The organism is Pseudomonas peli (assembly GCF_900099645.1).
Taxonomy (GTDB): domain Bacteria; phylum Pseudomonadota; class Gammaproteobacteria; order Pseudomonadales; family Pseudomonadaceae; genus Aquipseudomonas; species Aquipseudomonas peli.
Genome location: NZ_FMTL01000001.1, coordinates 117,625 through 135,034 on the forward strand (window position 1 = coordinate 117,625; position 17,410 = coordinate 135,034).

Below are 17,410 nucleotides of genomic sequence, written 5' to 3' on the forward strand. Positions count from 1 at the left end.
CCCGGTCACGCGATAATTTGCCGCAGTCGGGTGCGCCGGTTCGGTGCTGTGCGACTACAACAATAAAAACAATGATCGAGGTTTGCCATGTACGCCATTATCGGTGCCGGCCCCATGGGGCTGTGTACAGCACGTCAACTGCACAAGTACGGTATCGACTTTGTCGGTTTCGAGCTGCACGCGGATGTCGGCGGCCTGTGGGACATCGATAATCCGCACAGCACCATGTATGACTCGGCGCACCTGATTTCCTCCAAGGGCACCACTCAATTCACTGAATTTCCGATGCGCGACGAGGTGGCTCCCTACCCGCATCACGGTGAAATGCGCCGCTATTTCCGCGACTACGCCGAGCACTTCGGCCTGTACGCGCATTACCAATTCAATACCCGTGTAGTGGCAATCCAGCGCCTGGACAAAGGCTGGAAGCTGATCAGCGAGTACGATGGCGTTCAGCGTGAGTGGCTGTTCGACGGCGTACTGATGGCCAACGGCACCCTGCATACGCCCAATCAGCCGGCGCTACCCGGCACGTTTACCGGCGAGCTGATGCACTCCAGCGACTACCGCTCGGCAGCGGTGTTCGACAGCAAGCGCGTGCTGGTAATCGGCTGCGGCAACTCGGCCTGCGACATCGCCGTGGACGCTGTGCACCGCGCCGCTTCGGTGGACCTCTCGGTGCGTCGCGGTTATTACTTCCTGCCCAAATTCACCCTGGGTCGGCCGACCGACACGCTCGGCGGCGCAATCAAGCTGCCGCGCCCGTTCAAGCAATTCCTTGATGGCCTGCTGGTACGCGCGCTGGTCGGCAAACCTTCGCAATACGGCCTGCCCGACCCGGACTACAAGCTCTACGAGTCACACCCGGTGATGAACTCCCTGGTGCTGCATTACCTTGGCCATGGCGATATCAAGGCGCGCCGCGACATCGTCAAGGTTGAAGGCCTGCAGGTGACCTTCAGTAACGGCGAACAGGCCGAGTACGACCTGATTCTGCAAGGCACCGGCTACAAACTCGACTACCCCTTTATAGACCGCGCGCACCTTAACTGGCCGAGCAACGCCGGCGCGCCGCAGCTGTACCTCAACGTGTTCCACCCTGAGTACGACAACCTGTTTATGTTGGGCATGGTCGAAGCTTCGGGCCTTGGTTGGCAGGGCCGCGCCGAGCAGGCCGAACTGGTGGCCCTGGTGATTCGCCAACAGCAGCAAGGTAGCGCGGCCGCCAAACGTTTCCGCGCCCTGGTGCAGGCGCGCAGTGCGCAGCGCCTGGATGGTGGCTATAGCTACCTGCAACTGGAGCGCATGGCCTATTACGTGCACAAAGACAGCTACCGTAAGAGCGTGAAGCAGCACATCACTGAACTGCAGCAGAACTTGCAGCCCATCACTCCGAGCCCCTCCAAGGAAAGCCACGATGCCTGCCGTCAATCTTGAGTTTTCCCCCAGCGCGATGATCGCGCTGAACGCCATCATCGCGCTGATGATGTTCGGCGTGTCGCTGGAACTGCGTGCCGATGACTTCAAGCGCATCCTGCGTACACCCAAGGCGCCGCTGATTGGTATGTTCGTGCAGTTCTTCCTGCTTCCCGCCAGCACCTGCCTGCTGACCATTCTGCTGCCGATCGACCCGAGCCTGGCGCTGGGCCTGATACTGGTCGCGACCTGCCCGAGCGGCACCTTCTCCAACATCATGACCTGGCTGGGCCGCGGCAACGTCGCGGTATCGGCCAGTGTCACCGCGGTGTCGAGCATCACCGCAGGTATCTTCACCCCGCTCAACTTTGCCTTGTACGCCGGCATCAACCCTGGCACCCGCGCACTGCTGACCGAAATCAGCGTCGATCCAATCGAACTGCTCGCCATGGTCCTGCTGGTATTGGTGCTGCCGATGGTACTCGGCATGTGGCTGGGCAAGCGTCGCCCGCAGCTGGCGCAAAAACTGGAAAAACCCCTGCGCACTTTCTCCCTGCTGGTGATGCTGGCCTTCGTCGGCGGTGCCTTTAGCAAAAACTTCGAGCAATTCACCGAGCACTTCCATCTGTTCTTCTGGCTGGTGGTCACCCTCAACACCATCGCCCTGCTGCTCGGCTACCTGTGCGCACGCCTGTGGCGCTTGCCCGATGCCGACGTGCGCGCAGTAACCCTGGAAACTGGCATCCACAACTCGGCTCTGGGCATGGCGCTGATCTTCACCTTCTTCCCGCAGGCCGGCGGCATGCTGTTGATTGCCGCGTTCTGGGGCTGCTGGCAGCTGCTTTCCGGGCTGATTCTGGCGCTGTTCTGGTCACGCCGCCCACCACTGATACAACCTGGCGCAGTCATCAGCGAAGGCAGCCACTGATGCCGACGGTACTGATCACCGGGGCCGCCAGCGGCCTCGGCTGGGAGCTTGCGCGCGGCTATCACGCCGCGGGTTACCACTTGCTGCTCACCGATATCAACGCCAATGGCCTGACTGCGCGGATTGATGAGCTAGGTGCAGAACGGGTAATCGGTCTGGCCGGCGATATCACCGACCCGTACCTGCATCAGCAATTGCTGCAAACCTGTCGCGAGCGCTTCGGCCGCCTGGATGTGCTGATCAACAACGCCGGCATCACCCACCGCTCGCCGGCCATGCAGACAGACCCAGCCGTGCTGCGCAAAGTCATGGCCGTCGACTATCAGGCCCCCGTGGAGCTGACCCTGAGCGCCCTGCCGCTGCTGCGCCAGAGCCGTGGGCAGATCATTGCCATCGGTTCCATGGCGGGCTGGATGCCGGTGCTGGGTCGCGCCGGTTATTGCGCCGCGAAAAGCGCCCTCGGCCAGTTCTTCGAAGTGCTGCGCGCCGAAGCTGCACGCGATGGCATCCGCATGCTGCTGGTGTACCCGAGCTTTCTTGATACACCGATCGAGCAGAACGCCCTTGGCGGCGACGGCAAGCAGGCGCAGCACGGCCGTTCAACCATCGGCCAGGTATGCAGTGCCGACTGGATGGCCGCGCAGATTCTCCAGGCGCAGAGGCAAGGCCGCGAGCGCCTGTTCCCCGACCGTTGCAGCTGGCTCGCCAGCCTGCTCTGGCGCATTGCCCCCGGGTTTTACTACCGCAAGATGAGTGCACGCTTCGCTGGGGAGATGGGCTGATGGACGTTATCTGGCTGACGTTGGCGGGCTTTATCCTGCTGGCGTACACCCTGGAGGCGATCACCGGTTTCGGCAGCATCGTGATTGCCCTGTCACTCGGCGCGTTGCTGCTGCCCATCGACCAGCTACTGCCGGTGCTGGTGCCGCTGAATATCTGCATGACCGGCTATCTAGTCGCACGGCACTGGCATTCGATCGACTGGCGACTGCTGCTGGGCATGATCCTGCCCGGCATGGTCGTCGGCACCCTGCTCGGTTACGCCTTGCTGCCCTTCCTCGATGCGGCCTTGGCCAAGCGCCTGTTCGGCGCACTGGTGCTGTGGTTCGCCGCCCGCGAGCTATGGCGCCTGCGTCACACGGTCGCGCAACCCATCCGGCCCATGTGGCTAAGCCGCCTGCTTAGCCTATGCGCTGGCGTCAGTCACGGCCTGTTTGCCTCCGGCGGCCCGCTGCTGGTGTTCGCCCTGGCCGGCACGCAACTGGACAAGGCACGCCTGCGCGCCACCCTGGTCAGCGTCTGGTTCACCCTCAACAGCCTACTGACGGTGGCCTTTCTAATTGACGGCCGCCTGCTGCCCGCACTGCCGCAGGTGCTCAGCTATGCGCCCTTGCTGCTGATCGGTGTGTGGCTGGGTGAACGCCTGCACCAACGCTTCAACGAACAACACTTCCGCCTTGCCATCTACCTGTTGCTACTGGTCACCGGCTGCTTGCTGTTAGCGCCCTGGAGTCTGCTATGAGCTACGACATCATCATCAAGAACGGCCTGTACTTCGACGGCAGCAATCAACCCGGGCAACTGCGGCATATCGGCATCAAGGGTGGGCGTATCGATGCCGTCAGCCTCAGCCTGCTGGATGAAAGCGGCTGCCCCGAAGTGCTGGATGCTGCCGGCAAGTGGGTAACGCCGGGCTTTCTGGAAATTCACTCGCACTACGACGCCGAAGTGATCGCTGCGCCGGCACTGAAGGAGTCGGTGCGCCACGGCGTGACCAGCGTGACCATCGGCTCCTGCTCGATCAGCATGGTGCTGGCCGATGCCGAGGACTGCTCGGACCTGTTCACCCGCGTCGAGGCCGTGCCGCGCGAGTACGTACTGCCGATCCTGCAACAGAAGAAAACCTGGCGCGACGCCGCCGGCTACCGCGCCTTCTATGACCAACAGCCGCTGGGGCCGAATGTCAGTTCCTTCCTCGGCCACTCCGAGCTGCGCGTAGCGGTGCTTGGTCTGGAGCGCGCCACCAGTAAGATCAAACCAACCGAAGCCGAACTGCAGCGCATGGAACAGTTGCTGGAAGAGGCGCTGGATGCCGGCTGCATCGGACTGTCGGTGATGACCACCAAGCTCGACAAGATGGACGGTGACCGCGCCTGGTCCAGCCCTCTGCCGTCGACCTTCGCTAGCTGGACCGAGTTCTCCCGCCTGTTCGCCGTGCTGCGCCGGCGTGGCGCGGTCATGCAGGGCGCGCCGGACGCGGTGACCAAGGTCAACGTGTTCGCCTTCCTCTACCAGGCCCACGGCTGGTTCAGAAAACCGCTGAAGTGCTCAATGCTGACCGCCCTGGACTTGAAGTCGCAGCCGCTGCTGCACCGCTTTACCCGCTTCTCCGGCTGGCTGGCCAACCGTGTGCTGCGCGGCCACTTCCGCTGGCAGACTCTGCCGGCGCCCTTCACCCTGCGCCTGGAAGGACTCAACGTGAACGCCTTCGAGGAATTCGGTGCCGGCGAGATCCTGCGCAATATCAAAAACCCCGACGAGCTGTACGCCAAGGTGCTGGAGCCGGAGTTTCGCGCGCTGTTCAAGAAGCAGGTCAAGGCGGTCCTCACCAAGGGCCTGTGGCACCGCGACTTCGCCGATTGCTGGGTAACCGAATGCCCGGACGCCAGCATGGTCCGCAAGAACTTCAAGCAACTCGGCGCCGCCCATGGCCTGGACCCGGTGGACGCCTACTTCGAGCTGGCCTGCCAGTACCGCGAGGCACTGAAGTGGACCACCTGCTATGGCAACCAGCGCGAGGCAGTGATGCATAAGCTGCTCTCCAGCCCCTGGACCCAGCCGGGCTTCGCTGACTCGGGCGCACACCTGCGTTCCATCGCTCAGTACAACTTTCCGCTGCGCTTCCTTAAATACGTGCGCGATGCCGAACTTACCGGCACCCCGTTCATGGACATGGGCCGCGCCATCCACCGCCTGACTGGAGAGCTGGCGGACTTTATCGGGGTCGACGCCGGCACTATCCGCGTTGGCGACCGTGCTGATGTGGTGATCGTTAACCCAGCCGGGCTGACCGATGAGCTGGACGACATCCATGAAGCGCTGATGGAGGTGCTCGGCCTGGAGCGCGTGGTCAAACGCAATGACGCAGCGGTGGACGCCACCCTGATCAACGGTCGCATCGCCTACCGCCGCGGCGCCGAGTTCCCCGACGCGCTGGGCAAGCAGCCCGGCTTTGGCAGCTTTCTGCCGGGGCGTGACGTTGCGCCGCGCACAGCGCCAGCAGCAGGTTTCAAACCCGCCACGGCCTGAGCCGTACGTCACCATGCAGCGGCTCTATCGCGCCTATCGGCTTGCCGGTCATGGCTTATCGGTTACCATGCCCGTCCGCCTAAATTGACTTAAGCCGAGAGCCGCAATGTCGCAACCCTGGAGCCCTGAAAGCTGGAGAGCCAAGCCGATCCAGCAACAACCGCAGTACCCGAACGCCGCGCAACTGGCCCAGGTCGAGCAGACCCTGGCCGGTTATCCGCCGCTGGTGTTTGCCGGTGAAGCCCGTGAACTGCGTCGCCAGTTTGCCGAGGTCACCCAGGGTCGCGCGTTTCTCCTGCAGGGTGGCGATTGCGCCGAGAGCTTTGCCGAGTTCAGCGCGGCAAAAATCCGCGACACCTTCAAGGTGCTGCTGCAGATGGCCATCGTCATGACCTTTGCCGCCGGCTGCCCGGTGGTCAAGGTCGGGCGCATGGCCGGCCAGTTCGCCAAACCGCGCTCGGCCAATGACGAAACCATCGACGGCGTGACCCTGCCCGCCTACCGTGGCGATATCGTCAACGGCATCGGCTTCGACTCTGCCAGCCGCGTGCCAGACCCGGAGCGCCTGCTGCAGGCCTATCACCAGTCCACCGCTTCGTTGAACCTGCTGCGTGCCTTTGCCCAGGGCGGTTTTGCCGACCTGCATCAGGTGCATCAGTGGAACCTCGACTTTATTGCCAACTCGGCGCTCGGTGAGAAGTACAGCCAGCTGGCTGACCGCATCGACGAAACCCTGGCCTTTATGCGCGCCTGCGGCATGGACGGCGCGGCGCAAGTGCGTGAAACCAGCTTCTTCACCGCCCACGAAGCGCTGCTGCTGAACTACGAGCAAGCCTTTGTGCGCAAGGACAGCCTTACCGGCGGCTGGTACGACTGCTCGGCGCACATGCTGTGGATCGGCGACCGCACCCGTCAGCTGGACGGCGCGCATGTCGAGTTTCTGCGCGGCGTGGGCAACCCGATTGGGGTGAAAGTCGGCCCGAGCATGAACAGCGAAGACCTGATCCGCCTGATCGACATCCTCAACCCGGACAACGATCCGGGCCGCCTCAACCTGATCGTGCGCATGGGTGCGGACAAGGTCGAAGCCGGTCTGCCGCGCCTGATCCAGACCGTGCAGCGTGAAGGTCGCCAGGTGCTGTGGAGCTCAGACCCGATGCACGGCAACACCATCAAGGCCTCAAGCGGTTACAAGACCCGCGACTTTGCGCAGATTCTTGCCGAAGTGAAGCAGTTCTTTGCCGTGCACCAGGCCGAAGGCAGCTATGCCGGTGGTATCCATATCGAGATGACCGGGCAGAACGTCACCGAATGCATCGGCGGCGCGCGGCCGATCACCGAAGACGGCCTGTCGGATCGCTACCACACCCACTGCGACCCACGGATGAACGCCGACCAGTCGCTGGAGCTGGCCTTCCTGATCGCCGAAACCCTTAAGCAAGTACGCCGCTAAAGGCGGCTGCCAACCCCGCTGCTACGTCGCAAATGGCGCAGCAGCGGGATTCATTCAGGCAATCAGGCGTTCACGCAAACGCCCGAGCATGCCGAGCAAACTGCCAACCTTCTCCCGATCCCGCTCTTCACGCGGCTGCTGTGCCAGGCGGGTGACAACCTGCGCCGGCTGTGCGCGCCAGAGTTGCGCCTGTTCGGCAGCTGCCAACAAGCCCTTGTCGAACAGCCCGCGCCGAATTGGTTTGGGCAGGTAACGGAAAATCTGCGCTTCGTTGATCAATTTGAGCAGCGCCTGGGTATCGCAGAACGGCGTAACCACAAGGCTGAGCAAACGCGGATGGGCCTGGGCTAGGCTTTTCAACAGTGGTGCAGTGTCTTCCCCAGCCACTTGCAGGTCACTGACCAGCAGATCAATCGGCTGGCTGTTAAGCAGAATCACGGCGTCGCTCAGCGAAGCCGCGCGCAGCAGGCGATGACCGCCGGCCACGCAGAACTCGGCCACCACATCCAGAGTCGACGCATCCTCGTCCAAGAGCAGCACATTGAGCGCCGCCTGCGGTATGACTGCCGAGACTTTCGGTGCCTGCAACTGGCGTGCAGCAATCTGCGCGGCCTGACGCAGGGTGAAGGCCATTTCCTGCTGATCCCAGGGCTTGGTCAGGTAACGGAAGATACCGCCACTATTGAGCGCCTCTACGGCGGCATCCAGGTCTGAGTAGCCGGTCAGCAGAATGCGCAGGGTATAGGGGGCAATCTCACGCGCCTGGGCCAGCAGCTCGGCACCGCTCATCTGTGGCATGCGCTGGTCGCTGACGATGATCTGCACATTCTCGCTTTTCAGCCGCTCCAGGGCGCGACGCGGGTTGCTCTCGGTCAGCACTTCATATTCACGGCGAAACTGCAGGGCCAGGCTGCGCAGAATGCGCTCTTCATCATCAACAAACAGAATACGAATCTGCTCACTCATATCAGGCACTCCGTTGTAGTGGCAGCGCCTGCGGGCGCGGCAGGCGGATCAGAAAGCGCGTACCGCGCCCAGGCTCGGACGCTGCGCGGATCTGCCCGCCGTGGTCCTGGATGATCTTGTAGCTGATTGATAGCCCCAGGCCGGTGCCCTGGCCCACCGGTTTGGTGGTAAAGAACGGATCGAAGATGCGCGCCAGCACTTCAGGTGGCATACCACGCCCGGAATCCTGCACGGAAAGGCACACGGCACTGTCGTCGGCCCAGGTTTTCACCAGGATCTGCCCGAAGACGTCGATGGCCTGGGCGGCGTTGTTGAGCAGGTTGAGCAGCACCTGGTTGATCTGCGACGGCGCACAGGGAATGCGTGGCAGTTCACCCAATTGCAAGATGGTTTCGGCCTTGTCCTTGATGCCGTTACGGGCAATCACCAGTGCGCTGCGGATGCACTCATTGAGGTCGACCTCCTCGCTCATCGCGCGATCCAGACGGGCGAAATCCTTCAGCCCGACCACCAGCTCGGCAATCTGCGCCAGGCCATAGAGGGTGTCGCTGAACAGCTGAGTAAAGTCCTCCACCAACAGTTCCGGAGCAGCCTTGGTGCGGGCTTCGGCAGCAACCTCCAGGGCCATGGTCAGGCGAGCCTCATCACAGGTCGGATCGTTCAGGCAATCGCCCAGAGCAGCCTGCGCCTCGGCCAGTTCAAACAGCGGCGCACTCAGTTCGCGTAGTAGCTGCACATTGTTTTTCACATAACCCAGCGGGGTGTTCAGCTCGTGGGCGACGCCGGCGACCATCTGCCCCAGGGACGCCATCTTCTCTGACTGTACCAGTTGAGTCTGCGATTCCTTGAGCTCAACAAGCGCCTTACGCAGCACCAAATTGCGCTGGGCGATGCGCGCCTCCATGGCCTTGAGCAGATCGAGCACAGTGCCCAGGCCGCGATACAGGCCCTGGGCATCGACCAGGATAAAGTCCTCGGTAATCGGGTATTGCAGCTGCCCGGTGATCTGCTTGGCGGCGTCCTCCAGGCTGGTGTCGAGGCTGACTACCAGCGGTGCCGCATTCATCACCTCCTGCACCGCGTGACGGCCGCGCAAATCGCGACCGAAGCGCTGCATAAAGATGTCCTGCAAGGTGGTGCGACTGACCAGGCCCAGTGGCCGGCCGGCGCTATCTACAATGGGCAGCGAGAGAAAAGCTTTGAGCTCCGGCGTCAGAAGACGATCCGCCACATCGGCGATGCTCATGTCCGCAGCCAACGGCGAAACCGGCTTGAGCAAGCGCGTGAGCGCGCTGGCAGTGGTCATGGGCAGACTCCCTGTGCGTTGGAAAGCCGCCATTCAACCAGCGCCAAGTTGCCGCCATGTGACAGTCATCACATTTAACCCCGCACGCCAGAGCCTTGCGCGCCTCCCTTCGAAACGCTGTTGCCGTTTAATTACCGACTGCCGCGCGCTATGGTGGCTGCTCAACTCTGCAAGGATGGTGTTATGACCTGGTATATCTGGCTGTTCATACTTCTGGTATTGGGCTCCATCGTGGGCGGCTTGATGGTGCTGCTGCGCACCGCCAAACCACTGCCCTTGAGCGAGGAACAGCTGACAAAGATTCACCAGCGTGAACGCGAACAGGCAGCCAAGGACGCTGACCAGCGCTAACCCCCTCACAAGGATGTTTCATGCCACTGCATCTGCGCCTGCTGCTCCCCGCCCTGTGCCTGGCAAGTGGGTTTGCCCTGGGTTATATCCACCTGGCGGGGTTGGCCGCTGGAGCCGCACTCGGTGCATGGCTGTTGTATGCCGAAAAGCACCTACACCCAGCACTGTGGACAGGACTGAGCCTGCTGGCCTGCATTGCCTTTGCCGCACACCTCGTCCCAGGCTTTAGCGCCACACCGTTATGGTCGCCACGCCAACTCAGCGTCGATGCCGCGCCTTACGCGCTGCGCCTATCCTGGGACAAGTTGCTGGTCGGTGTCACGCTGCTGGCCTGGTGGCTGGGGCAGAAAACGCCGAGCAAGCCACTGTCCAAAAACGTCTGGCTCACCGCCGCACTGACGTTGCTCGGTGTACCGCTGATGGCGTTGGCGCTGGGCTTGGTGGGCTGGCAGCCGAAATGGCCAGACGGGTTTTGGCTGTGGTTGGCGGTCAACCTGGGAGTGGCCGTGCTGGCCGAAGAATTACTGTTTCGCGGCTTGTTGCAGCGCCAGCTGGTCAGTTGGCTCGGTGCCTGGGCGGGGATTGGCCTGACGACGCTGCTGTTTGCCGCGGTGCACCTGCCCTTCAGTCCTTTATTCGCTGTGGTCGCCGGGTTCGCCGGACTGGGCTATGGGTTGATTTTTCATTTCAGCGGACGCATAAGCCTGGCTATCGCTCTGCATGGTGCAGTTAATGTGCTGCACCTGCTGCTACTGAGCTATCCGTTGCGCGCGGCATGACCGCAACCTGATAGCGGCTAAAAATCGCTTCCAACTGGCCGCTATCGCGCAGCGGCTCATACAGCGCCACAAACTGCTCAGGCGTGATCGGCGACTGCGGGCGTAACAGCACGTGATGGCGATAGCGCTGGTCGGCACGCTCGGAAATTAACAACTGCCCTGCATATTGCCGATTACGCTCCAGAAAATCCCCAATGTAGGAGCGCGTAACCAGGGCGATCTCCGCCCGTTCGTGCAATACCATCAGCAGATTGCTTTCGTGGGAATGGGTCAAGGTGGCGTTAAAGGTCTTGGTCAGGTGTTCAGGCGAGGAATCAAAGCCGGCAAAGGCGTAGTGATAGCCATGATAGAGGGCCAAGCGCTTGTCTTTGAGCGAGTCGAAATAGTCTTGACCACGGTTCGCCTTTGCGCGCGCGACAAACACTTCAGAGTCTTCCAACCCCATGTCCAGGGCCACATGTGGGACGTTCTGCCAGCCCCAACCGGGGTTCTCGAAAATCGCCAGGTCGATACGCTGCTGCTTGAAATCACGAAAGCGCCGCTTAACCGCTGTTGGCACCATGACAAAGTGGAAATCCGTTTGGGCCTGATTCAGTGCCACGACCAACTCTTCGAGCAAGCCGGTGGAGCGCGTCTGCTCGGCTTTGAACACATAAGGTGGGAAGTACACAGAGGCCACGCGCACTTCCTGCGCGGCCATAAGTGGCCCGGCGAGCAACAACACCAAACCCGTGCCCAGCACTCTGATTACCCTGCGTCCTAAGAACCCCATATGAAGTCAACTTCCTTATTTTTTGAGTACCAGCAGCCTACCCCAGGAAAATCTGACCGAATAGAGCGTTTTCAGTCATTTATAAGTGCTGATGCGTCACGCAGATGGTAGCGATTCAGCAACTTATCCAGCTGTTTATCACGGTTGAGTTGCTCAAGCAGCCGGGCAAAAGTGTGTGGCTGTATCGTCGACTCCGGACGGAAGAGTGCTTGGTGCTGGTATATCTGATCGACTCGCTGGGAAACCAGCAACGCGCTGCTTTGCTCAGGGTAGTGCTGCTGATACGAGCGTAGGTATGAACGTGTCACGACGGCCACATCGGCGCGACCGCGCAGGAGCATGATCAGATTGCTGTCGTGGGAATAGGTCAACACCGCGTTGAATGCATGGGTCAAAAACTGTTTGTCCGAGTTAAACCCGGCAAAACCATAGTGATAGCCGCTGTACAGGGCCATCCGTTTACCCGCGAACTCGTCGAAATAATGCTCATCACGACCTGGCTGCCGACGTGCCACATAGACTTCGGCATCTTCGACACGCAGGTCCAGCGCAGTGTGCGGGGTATCCTGCCAGCCCCAAGCTGGGGACTCGAACAGCATCAGGTCGAAACGACCACTTTGCAGATCGCGATAACGCCGCATGGCTGAGGTCGCGACCAGGCTGAAGCGGTAGTCGCTTTGCATCTGATTGAGTGCCTGCAGCAATTCGGGCAACAGCCCGCCAGGGCGCTCGCTTTCGGGTTTAATCACATAAGGAGGGAAATGGTAGGCCCCCACTCGTACACCTTCTGCGGCCTGCACAGCGCACACCGCAGAAAACATCAATCCGAGCAGTACCCACCGTAACAACGCGGCCACACAGCGAACCTCAGAAAAAACGCAGCGACTTCTTCCGTGACCTAAGACACCAGTAATCCATTGGCGCCAAAATACTATCAATAGGCCATCTAGCGTAGCTGAATTTCCTCAAGCGTCCTTTAGTACCAGCGACAGGGCCTCTTCGGCCAGTTGATCAAGAGTCATGGGGCCTTCTGGACGGAACCAGGTTGTGGTCCAACTCAGCGCACCCGTCAGCAGGCGACGCAGAATAAACGGGTCAGCTTTGAAGTAACCAGCCGCCTTTGCCTCGCCCAACACCTGCAGCCAGAGCTGTTCGTAGTTGTCGCGCAACTCAAGGATAAACACCTGCCCCGGCTCCGACAGCGAGCGCCATTCATACACCAGCACCGCCATGGCCTCGCCGGTACCGCCCATGATCGATTGTAGTTCGCAGCGGATCAACGCCAGCACGCGGCCGCGCAGGTCCGTCGCTTCGGCCAGAGAAGCCTGCATCAGCGCGGTGTTGTAGCGAATGGTCTCCTCCATTACCGAACGCAGGATCTCATCCTTGCTCTTGAAGTGATGAAAGATGCTGCCGGACTGAATGCCTACGGCGCTGGCCAGGTCGCGCACCGTGGTGCGCTCGTAGCCCTTGCTGCGAAACAGGTGCGCGGCGGTTTGCAGCAGCTTGCCGCGTGCGCTGTCCGGGTCGGTGATCTGCCCACTGGCCACCAGTTGCTGCATCACCGCCTGAGCTTGTTGATCATCCACGCTAAGTACTCTCCAACTCTCTGTATGCCTCGGGCCAAGCGGCCCAGCCTGCAATTGCACGCTGGTTCTCAGCTGGTTTACCCAAGTGCTTGTCGTTATTAGTGAAATTTATGCTGCGCCAGCCACCCAAGCAAGCGCTTGGCCACACTTTAGGTTAGAAAGATTCGCCTCAGGGCTTTTCAACCAAGCGCTTGCTTGGTAGCCTTCAGCTCACCTTATTCATGTGTTGCGGACCTATTCCAATGACTAAAACCGTACGCATCGGCTGCGCTTCCGCCTTCTGGGGCGATACCAGCACCGCCGCCGCCCAGTTGGTACAGGGCACCGAACTGGATTACCTGGTATTCGACTACCTGGCCGAAGTGACCATGTCGATCATGGCCGGCGCACGGATGAAAAAACCGGACGCCGGTTACGCCACCGACTTTGTGGAAACCCTCGCGCCGCTGCTGGGCACTATCGCCGCCAAGAATATCCGCGTAATCAGCAACGCCGGCGGGGTCAACCCCAGCGCCTGCGCCGCTGCTTTGGCAGCCGCCTGCGAGCAGGCCGGGGTCAACTTGAAGATTGCCGTGCTGCACGGCGACAACCTGCAGCCCAAGCTAGGTGAGCTGGCCAAGGCCGGTACCGTGGAGATGTTCAGCAGCGCTCCGTTGCCGCCCTTCTGCGTGTCGGTCAACGCCTACCTCGGTGCACCGGGCATCGTCAAAGCCTTGCAGCTCGGCGCGGATATCGTCATCACCGGCCGCGTGGTCGACAGCGCCGTGGTCAGCGCCGCGCTGGTGCATGAATTCGGTTGGAACTGGAGCGACTACGACCATCTCGCTCAGGCCGCACTGGCCGGGCATATCATCGAATGCGGCGCGCAGTGCACAGGCGGCAATTTCACCGATTGGGAAAGCGTGCCGGACTACGAACATATTGGCTTCCCGGTGGTGGAAGTGGCGGCCGACGGCAGCTTTGTCGTGACCAAGCCGGAAGGTTCCGGCGGCTTGGTCACGCCTTTTACCGTGGGCGAGCAGATGCTCTATGAAATCGGCGACCCACGGGCCTACTACCTGCCCGATGCGCTCTGCGATTTCACCCAGGTGCAACTGAGTCAGGTCGGCGACAACCGTGTGGAGCTGAAAGGCGCGCGCGGCCTGCCGCCAACTGATCAATACAAGGTCAGCGCCACCCACCCAGACGGTTTCCGCTGTACCGCCAGCTGCTTGATGGCTGGTATCGATGCGGTAAAGAAAGCCCAGCGCGTCAGCCAGGCGATCATCAGCAAGACCGAAGAAATGTTCGTCGAGCGCGGCTGGGGGCCTTACAAGGAAGTCAGCATCGAGCTGCTGGGTTCCGAAGCCACCTACGGTCCGCGTGGCCAGCGCACCGACACCCGCGAGATCGTGATCAAGATCGCCGTGCGCCATGCCAAGAAAGAAGCCCTGGTGTTGTTCTCCCGTGAGATCGCCCAGGCGGCGACCGGCATGGCACCGGGGCTGACCGGCATCGTCGGTGGTCGCCCTACGGTTTACCCGGTAATCCGCCTGTTCAGCTTTCTCGCTGACAAAGGCGCCTGCGCAATGGAAGTGGAACTGAACGGCGAACGCACACCGGTCGCACTGCCGCAGATCACGGCGCTGGACAGCGCGCAGATTGCTGCCGATATAGCCGCCCCGCAGCCAAGCGGCCAGGCCGACGCCTGCGTACCGCTGATCAAGCTGGCCGTGGCGCGCTCCGGCGACAAGGGCAACCACAGCAATATTGGCGTAATGGCCAGAAAACCCGAGTACTTGGCCTGGATCGCCGCTGCGCTGAGTGAGGGTGCCGTGGCCGAATGGATGCAGCACGCGCTCGACCCGCAAACCGGCAAGGTCAGCCGCTGGTATCTGCCCGGCAGCCATAGCCTGAACTTCCTGCTGGAGAACGCCCTCGGTGGTGGTGGCGTCGCCTCCCTGCGCATCGACCCGCAAGGCAAGGCCTTTGCCCAACAGCTGCTGGAATTCCCGGTGCCAGTGCCCCAGGCACTGGCCGCTAGCCTCGCACAAGGACAATAACAATGAGCTACGACTCGGTCTTTAAACCCGGCCTCTTTAGCGGCCAAACCATTCTGGTCACCGGTGGCGGCAGCGGCATCGGCCGTTGCACTGCCCATGAACTGGCGAACCTCGGCGCTCATGTGGTGCTGGTCGGACGCAAGCTGGAAAAGCTCGAAGCCACCTGCGGCGAAATTATTGAAGACGGCGGCCAAGCCAGTTTCCAGGTATGCGATATCCGTGATGAAGAAGCGGTCAAGGCCATGGTCAAAACCGTGGTCGCCGAGCGCGGGCAGATCCATCACCTGGTCAACAACGCCGGTGGCCAGTTCCCCGCGCCACTGATCGGCATCAACCAGAAAGGCTTCGAAACCGTGGTGCGCACCAACCTGGTCGGCGGTTTTCTGATCGCCAAGGAAGTGTTCCTGCAGAGCATGAGCAAGCATGGCGGCAGCATCGTCAACATGCTCGCCGATATGTGGGGCGGAATGCCCGGGATGGGCCACTCGGGTGCCGCACGTGCCGGCATGGAGAACTTCACCAAGACTGCTGCCTACGAATGGGGTCATGCCGGGGTGCGGGTCAACGCCGTAGCACCGGGCTGGATCGCCTCCAGCGGCATGGACACCTACCCCGAATCGATGAAGAACATGATCCGCTCGCTCAAGGACCATGTGCCGCTGCAACGCATTGGCAGCGAATCGGAAGTGGCCGCCGCCATCGTCTTCCTGCTCACGCCAGGCGCCAATTTCATCAGCGGCAATACCATCCGCATCGACGGCGCAGCGAGCCAGGGCACCCGCGCCTGGACCCTGGGCAAGGCGAAGAACAGCGAAACCTATAACGGCTTCCATCGGGCCTACGTGCCTGACGTACTCAAGGGCGAGGAATAATGCCATGCCGGTAATCCATTCCGAGATTGACGTGCATGGTGAGGACTTCGCCAAGAACCGCGAAGCCATGCTCGCCGCCGTCGACAGCTTTCGCCAGATCGAACAGAACTGCCTGAACAAGGCTGCCGAGGCCAAAGCCAAATTCGAAAAGCGCGGCCAGTTGCTGCCGCGTGAGCGCCTTAACCTGCTGCTCGACCCCGGCGCGCCCTTTCTCGAACTGTCATCGCTGGCTGGCTACAAGCTGCACGACGACAAGGACGGCACCCAGGCCGGCGGCGGGATTATTTCCGGCATCGGTTATATCGCCGGGGTGCGCTGCCTGGTCACCGCCAGCAACAGTGCGATCAAGGGCGGCACCATCTCCCCGACCGGTCTGAAGAAGACCCTGCGCCTGCAGCAGATCGCCTTCGAGAACAAACTACCGGTAGTCGCCCTGACCGAAAGCGGCGGCGCCAACCTCAACTACGCCGCCGATATCTTTGTCGAAGGCGCGCGCGGCTTTGCCAACCAGGCGCGCATGTCAGCCATGGGTTTGCCGCAAATCACCGTGGTGCACGGTTCCAGCACCGCCGGCGGCGCTTATCAACCGGGGCTGTCCGATTACGTGGTGGTAGTGCGCGGCAAGGCCAAGATGTTCCTCGCCGGCCCGCCGCTGCTAAAAGCTGCCACCGGCGAAATCGCCACCGATGAGCAACTGGGCGGTGCCGAGATGCACGCCCAGGTCGCCGGCACCGCCGAATATCTGGCTGAGAATGACGCCGATGGTGTGCGTATCGCCCGCGAAATTCTCGCCATGTTGCCGTGGAATGCGCAACTACCGGCACGCCCAGCCAAGGCCTACAGCGAGCCGCTGTATCCGGTCGAAGAACTGCTCGGCTTGGTCCCGGCAGACGCCAAGAAGCCCTACGACGTGCGCGAAATCATCGCGCGTATCGCCGACGGCTCGGCCTTCCTCGACTTCAAGAACGAGTTCGACAACCAGACGGTCTGCGGCCACTTGCAGATCGAAGGCCAGCCCTGCGGCTTTATTGGCAACAACGGCCCGATCACCCCGCAAGGCGCGGCCAAGGCGGCGCAATTTATCCAGCTGTGCGAGCAGAGTAATACGCCGATCTTGTTCTTCCATAACACCACCGGCTTTATGGTCGGCACCGAGTCGGAACAGCTCGGGGTGATCAAGCACGGCTCGAAGATGATCCAGGCAGTGGCCAATGCCACGGTGCCGAAACTGACCATCGTGGTCGGCGGCTCCTATGGCGCCGGCAACTACGCCATGTGCGGCCGTGGCCTCGACCCGCGCTTTATCTTCGCCTGGCCCAACAGCAAGACCGCCGTGATGGGCGGTGCCCAGGCCGGCAAGGTGCTGCGCATCGTCACCGAGGAAAAACACCTAAAGGAAGGCAAAGAAGCCGACCCTAAAATGCTCGACATGCTGGAAACCGTCACCGCGCAGAAACTCGACAGCCAATCCACCGCGCTCTACGGCACTGCCAGCCTGTGGGACGACGGCCTGATCGACCCGCGCGATACGCGAAAATTGCTCGGCTACCTGCTGGATATCTGTGCCGAAGCCGCTGTTCGCCCGCTTAAAACCACCACTTTCGGCGTAGCCCGCCTGTAACCCTTC

Annotated in this window: 16 protein-coding genes; 11 read left to right on the plus strand and 5 right to left on the minus strand. The window is 61.5% G+C overall.

Annotation, left to right across the window (positions count from 1 at the left end; translation table 11 throughout):
- Positions 1 to 87: 87 nt before the first annotated feature.
- The 6 genes from BLO50_RS00675 (at position 88) to BLO50_RS00700 (ending at position 7,106) form a co-directional block, all read left to right on the plus strand.
- Complete coding sequence (locus BLO50_RS00675) at positions 88 to 1,437, plus strand: flavin-containing monooxygenase (RefSeq protein WP_090247919.1); 1,350 nt, start codon at positions 88 to 90, stop codon at positions 1,435 to 1,437.
- Positions 1,418 to 2,344: a bile acid:sodium symporter family protein gene (locus BLO50_RS00680; RefSeq protein ID WP_090247920.1), complete on the plus strand. Its 927-nt coding sequence runs from the start codon at positions 1,418 to 1,420 to the stop codon at positions 2,342 to 2,344. Before BLO50_RS00675 ends, BLO50_RS00680 begins: the two co-directional genes overlap by 20 nt.
- Entirely contained in the window at positions 2,344 to 3,126 is a 783-nt protein-coding gene (locus BLO50_RS00685; protein ID WP_090247922.1) for an SDR family NAD(P)-dependent oxidoreductase, read from the plus strand. Before BLO50_RS00680 ends, BLO50_RS00685 begins: the two co-directional genes overlap by 1 nt.
- Positions 3,126 to 3,866, plus strand: a complete 741-nt coding sequence (locus BLO50_RS00690) for a sulfite exporter TauE/SafE family protein (protein WP_090247923.1) — start codon at positions 3,126 to 3,128, stop codon at positions 3,864 to 3,866. The genes BLO50_RS00685 and BLO50_RS00690 overlap by 1 nt, the downstream gene beginning before the upstream one ends.
- Complete coding sequence (locus BLO50_RS00695) at positions 3,863 to 5,653, plus strand: N-acyl-D-amino-acid deacylase family protein (RefSeq protein ID WP_090247925.1); 1,791 nt, start codon at positions 3,863 to 3,865, stop codon at positions 5,651 to 5,653. The genes BLO50_RS00690 and BLO50_RS00695 overlap by 4 nt, the downstream gene beginning before the upstream one ends.
- Positions 5,654 to 5,759: 106 nt before the next feature.
- Complete coding sequence (locus BLO50_RS00700; RefSeq protein WP_090247927.1) at positions 5,760 to 7,106, plus strand: class II 3-deoxy-7-phosphoheptulonate synthase; 1,347 nt, start codon at positions 5,760 to 5,762, stop codon at positions 7,104 to 7,106.
- A gap of 54 nt (positions 7,107 to 7,160) precedes the next feature.
- Here BLO50_RS00700 and BLO50_RS00705 read toward each other — a convergent pair whose 3' ends face one another.
- Both BLO50_RS00705 and BLO50_RS00710 read right to left on the minus strand, forming a co-directional pair.
- Positions 7,161 to 8,072: a response regulator gene (locus tag BLO50_RS00705; protein WP_090247929.1), complete on the minus strand. Its 912-nt coding sequence runs from the start codon at positions 8,070 to 8,072 to the stop codon at positions 7,161 to 7,163.
- Between the two features lies 1 nt (position 8,073).
- Positions 8,074 to 9,378, minus strand: a complete 1,305-nt coding sequence (locus BLO50_RS00710; protein ID WP_090247931.1) for an ATP-binding protein — start codon at positions 9,376 to 9,378, stop codon at positions 8,074 to 8,076.
- A gap of 183 nt (positions 9,379 to 9,561) precedes the next feature.
- Here BLO50_RS00710 and BLO50_RS00715 point away from each other — a divergent pair, with 183 nt between their 5' ends.
- Entirely contained in the window at positions 9,562 to 9,729 is a 168-nt protein-coding gene (locus tag BLO50_RS00715) for a DUF2897 family protein (protein WP_090247932.1), read from the plus strand.
- 20 nt (positions 9,730 to 9,749) lie between these two features.
- Positions 9,750 to 10,508 (plus strand): CPBP family intramembrane glutamic endopeptidase, encoded by a 759-nt coding sequence (locus BLO50_RS00720; protein ID WP_090247935.1) that lies wholly within the window; start codon positions 9,750 to 9,752, stop codon positions 10,506 to 10,508.
- Here BLO50_RS00720 and BLO50_RS00725 read toward each other — a convergent pair.
- The 3 genes from BLO50_RS00725 to BLO50_RS00735 form a co-directional block, all read right to left on the minus strand.
- Positions 10,459 to 11,280 carry a type 2 periplasmic-binding domain-containing protein gene (locus BLO50_RS00725; RefSeq protein WP_169852823.1) on the minus strand — a complete coding sequence of 274 codons (822 nt, stop codon included), beginning with the start codon at positions 11,278 to 11,280 and terminating at the stop codon, positions 10,459 to 10,461. The genes BLO50_RS00720 and BLO50_RS00725 overlap by 50 nt on opposite strands.
- A 71-nt stretch (positions 11,281 to 11,351) precedes the next feature.
- Positions 11,352 to 11,993, minus strand: coding sequence for a transporter substrate-binding domain-containing protein (locus BLO50_RS00730; RefSeq protein WP_244152816.1), 642 nt, complete (start codon positions 11,991 to 11,993; stop codon positions 11,352 to 11,354).
- A 252-nt stretch (positions 11,994 to 12,245) separates the two neighbouring features.
- Complete coding sequence (locus BLO50_RS00735) at positions 12,246 to 12,869, minus strand: TetR/AcrR family transcriptional regulator (RefSeq protein ID WP_090247938.1); 624 nt, start codon at positions 12,867 to 12,869, stop codon at positions 12,246 to 12,248.
- A 242-nt stretch (positions 12,870 to 13,111) separates the two neighbouring features.
- On the opposite strand from BLO50_RS00735, the gene BLO50_RS00740 reads away from it, so the two are divergent.
- The 3 genes from BLO50_RS00740 to atuC are packed head-to-tail and all read left to right on the plus strand — an operon-like array spanning position 13,112 to position 17,404.
- A complete protein-coding gene (locus BLO50_RS00740) occupies positions 13,112 to 14,911 on the plus strand; it encodes an acyclic terpene utilization AtuA family protein (protein WP_090247939.1) in 1,800 nt (599 codons plus the stop codon).
- A gap of 2 nt (positions 14,912 to 14,913) precedes the next feature.
- Positions 14,914 to 15,783 (plus strand): SDR family oxidoreductase, encoded by an 870-nt coding sequence (locus BLO50_RS00745; protein WP_090247941.1) that lies wholly within the window; start codon positions 14,914 to 14,916, stop codon positions 15,781 to 15,783.
- A 4-nt stretch (positions 15,784 to 15,787) separates the two neighbouring features.
- The gene (atuC, locus tag BLO50_RS00750) at positions 15,788 to 17,404 is read left to right on the plus strand and encodes a geranyl-CoA carboxylase subunit beta (RefSeq protein ID WP_090247942.1); all 1,617 of its coding nucleotides are present in this window, start codon (positions 15,788 to 15,790) and stop codon (positions 17,402 to 17,404) included.
- Positions 17,405 to 17,410: the final 6 nt, after the last annotated feature.

Coding starts and splice junctions, on each gene's coding strand:
- BLO50_RS00705 (WP_090247929.1), bottom strand. CDS start 8,072: ATGAGTGAGCAGATTCGTATTCTGTTTGTTGATGATGAAGAGCGCATT.
- BLO50_RS00710 (WP_090247931.1), bottom strand. CDS start 9,378: ATGACCACTGCCAGCGCGCTCACGCGCTTGCTCAAGCCGGTTTCGCCG.
- BLO50_RS00690 (WP_090247923.1), top strand. CDS start 3,126: ATGGACGTTATCTGGCTGACGTTGGCGGGCTTTATCCTGCTGGCGTAC.
- BLO50_RS00680 (WP_090247920.1), top strand. CDS start 1,418: ATGCCTGCCGTCAATCTTGAGTTTTCCCCCAGCGCGATGATCGCGCTG.
- BLO50_RS00720 (WP_090247935.1), top strand. CDS start 9,750: ATGCCACTGCATCTGCGCCTGCTGCTCCCCGCCCTGTGCCTGGCAAGT.
- BLO50_RS00740 (WP_090247939.1), top strand. CDS start 13,112: ATGACTAAAACCGTACGCATCGGCTGCGCTTCCGCCTTCTGGGGCGAT.
- BLO50_RS00715 (WP_090247932.1), top strand. CDS start 9,562: ATGACCTGGTATATCTGGCTGTTCATACTTCTGGTATTGGGCTCCATC.
- BLO50_RS00745 (WP_090247941.1), top strand. CDS start 14,914: ATGAGCTACGACTCGGTCTTTAAACCCGGCCTCTTTAGCGGCCAAACC.
- BLO50_RS00700 (WP_090247927.1), top strand. CDS start 5,760: ATGTCGCAACCCTGGAGCCCTGAAAGCTGGAGAGCCAAGCCGATCCAG.
- atuC (WP_090247942.1), top strand. CDS start 15,788: ATGCCGGTAATCCATTCCGAGATTGACGTGCATGGTGAGGACTTCGCC.
- BLO50_RS00725 (WP_169852823.1), bottom strand. CDS start 11,280: ATGGGGTTCTTAGGACGCAGGGTAATCAGAGTGCTGGGCACGGGTTTG.
- BLO50_RS00685 (WP_090247922.1), top strand. CDS start 2,344: ATGCCGACGGTACTGATCACCGGGGCCGCCAGCGGCCTCGGCTGGGAG.
- BLO50_RS00695 (WP_090247925.1), top strand. CDS start 3,863: ATGAGCTACGACATCATCATCAAGAACGGCCTGTACTTCGACGGCAGC.
- BLO50_RS00675 (WP_090247919.1), top strand. CDS start 88: ATGTACGCCATTATCGGTGCCGGCCCCATGGGGCTGTGTACAGCACGT.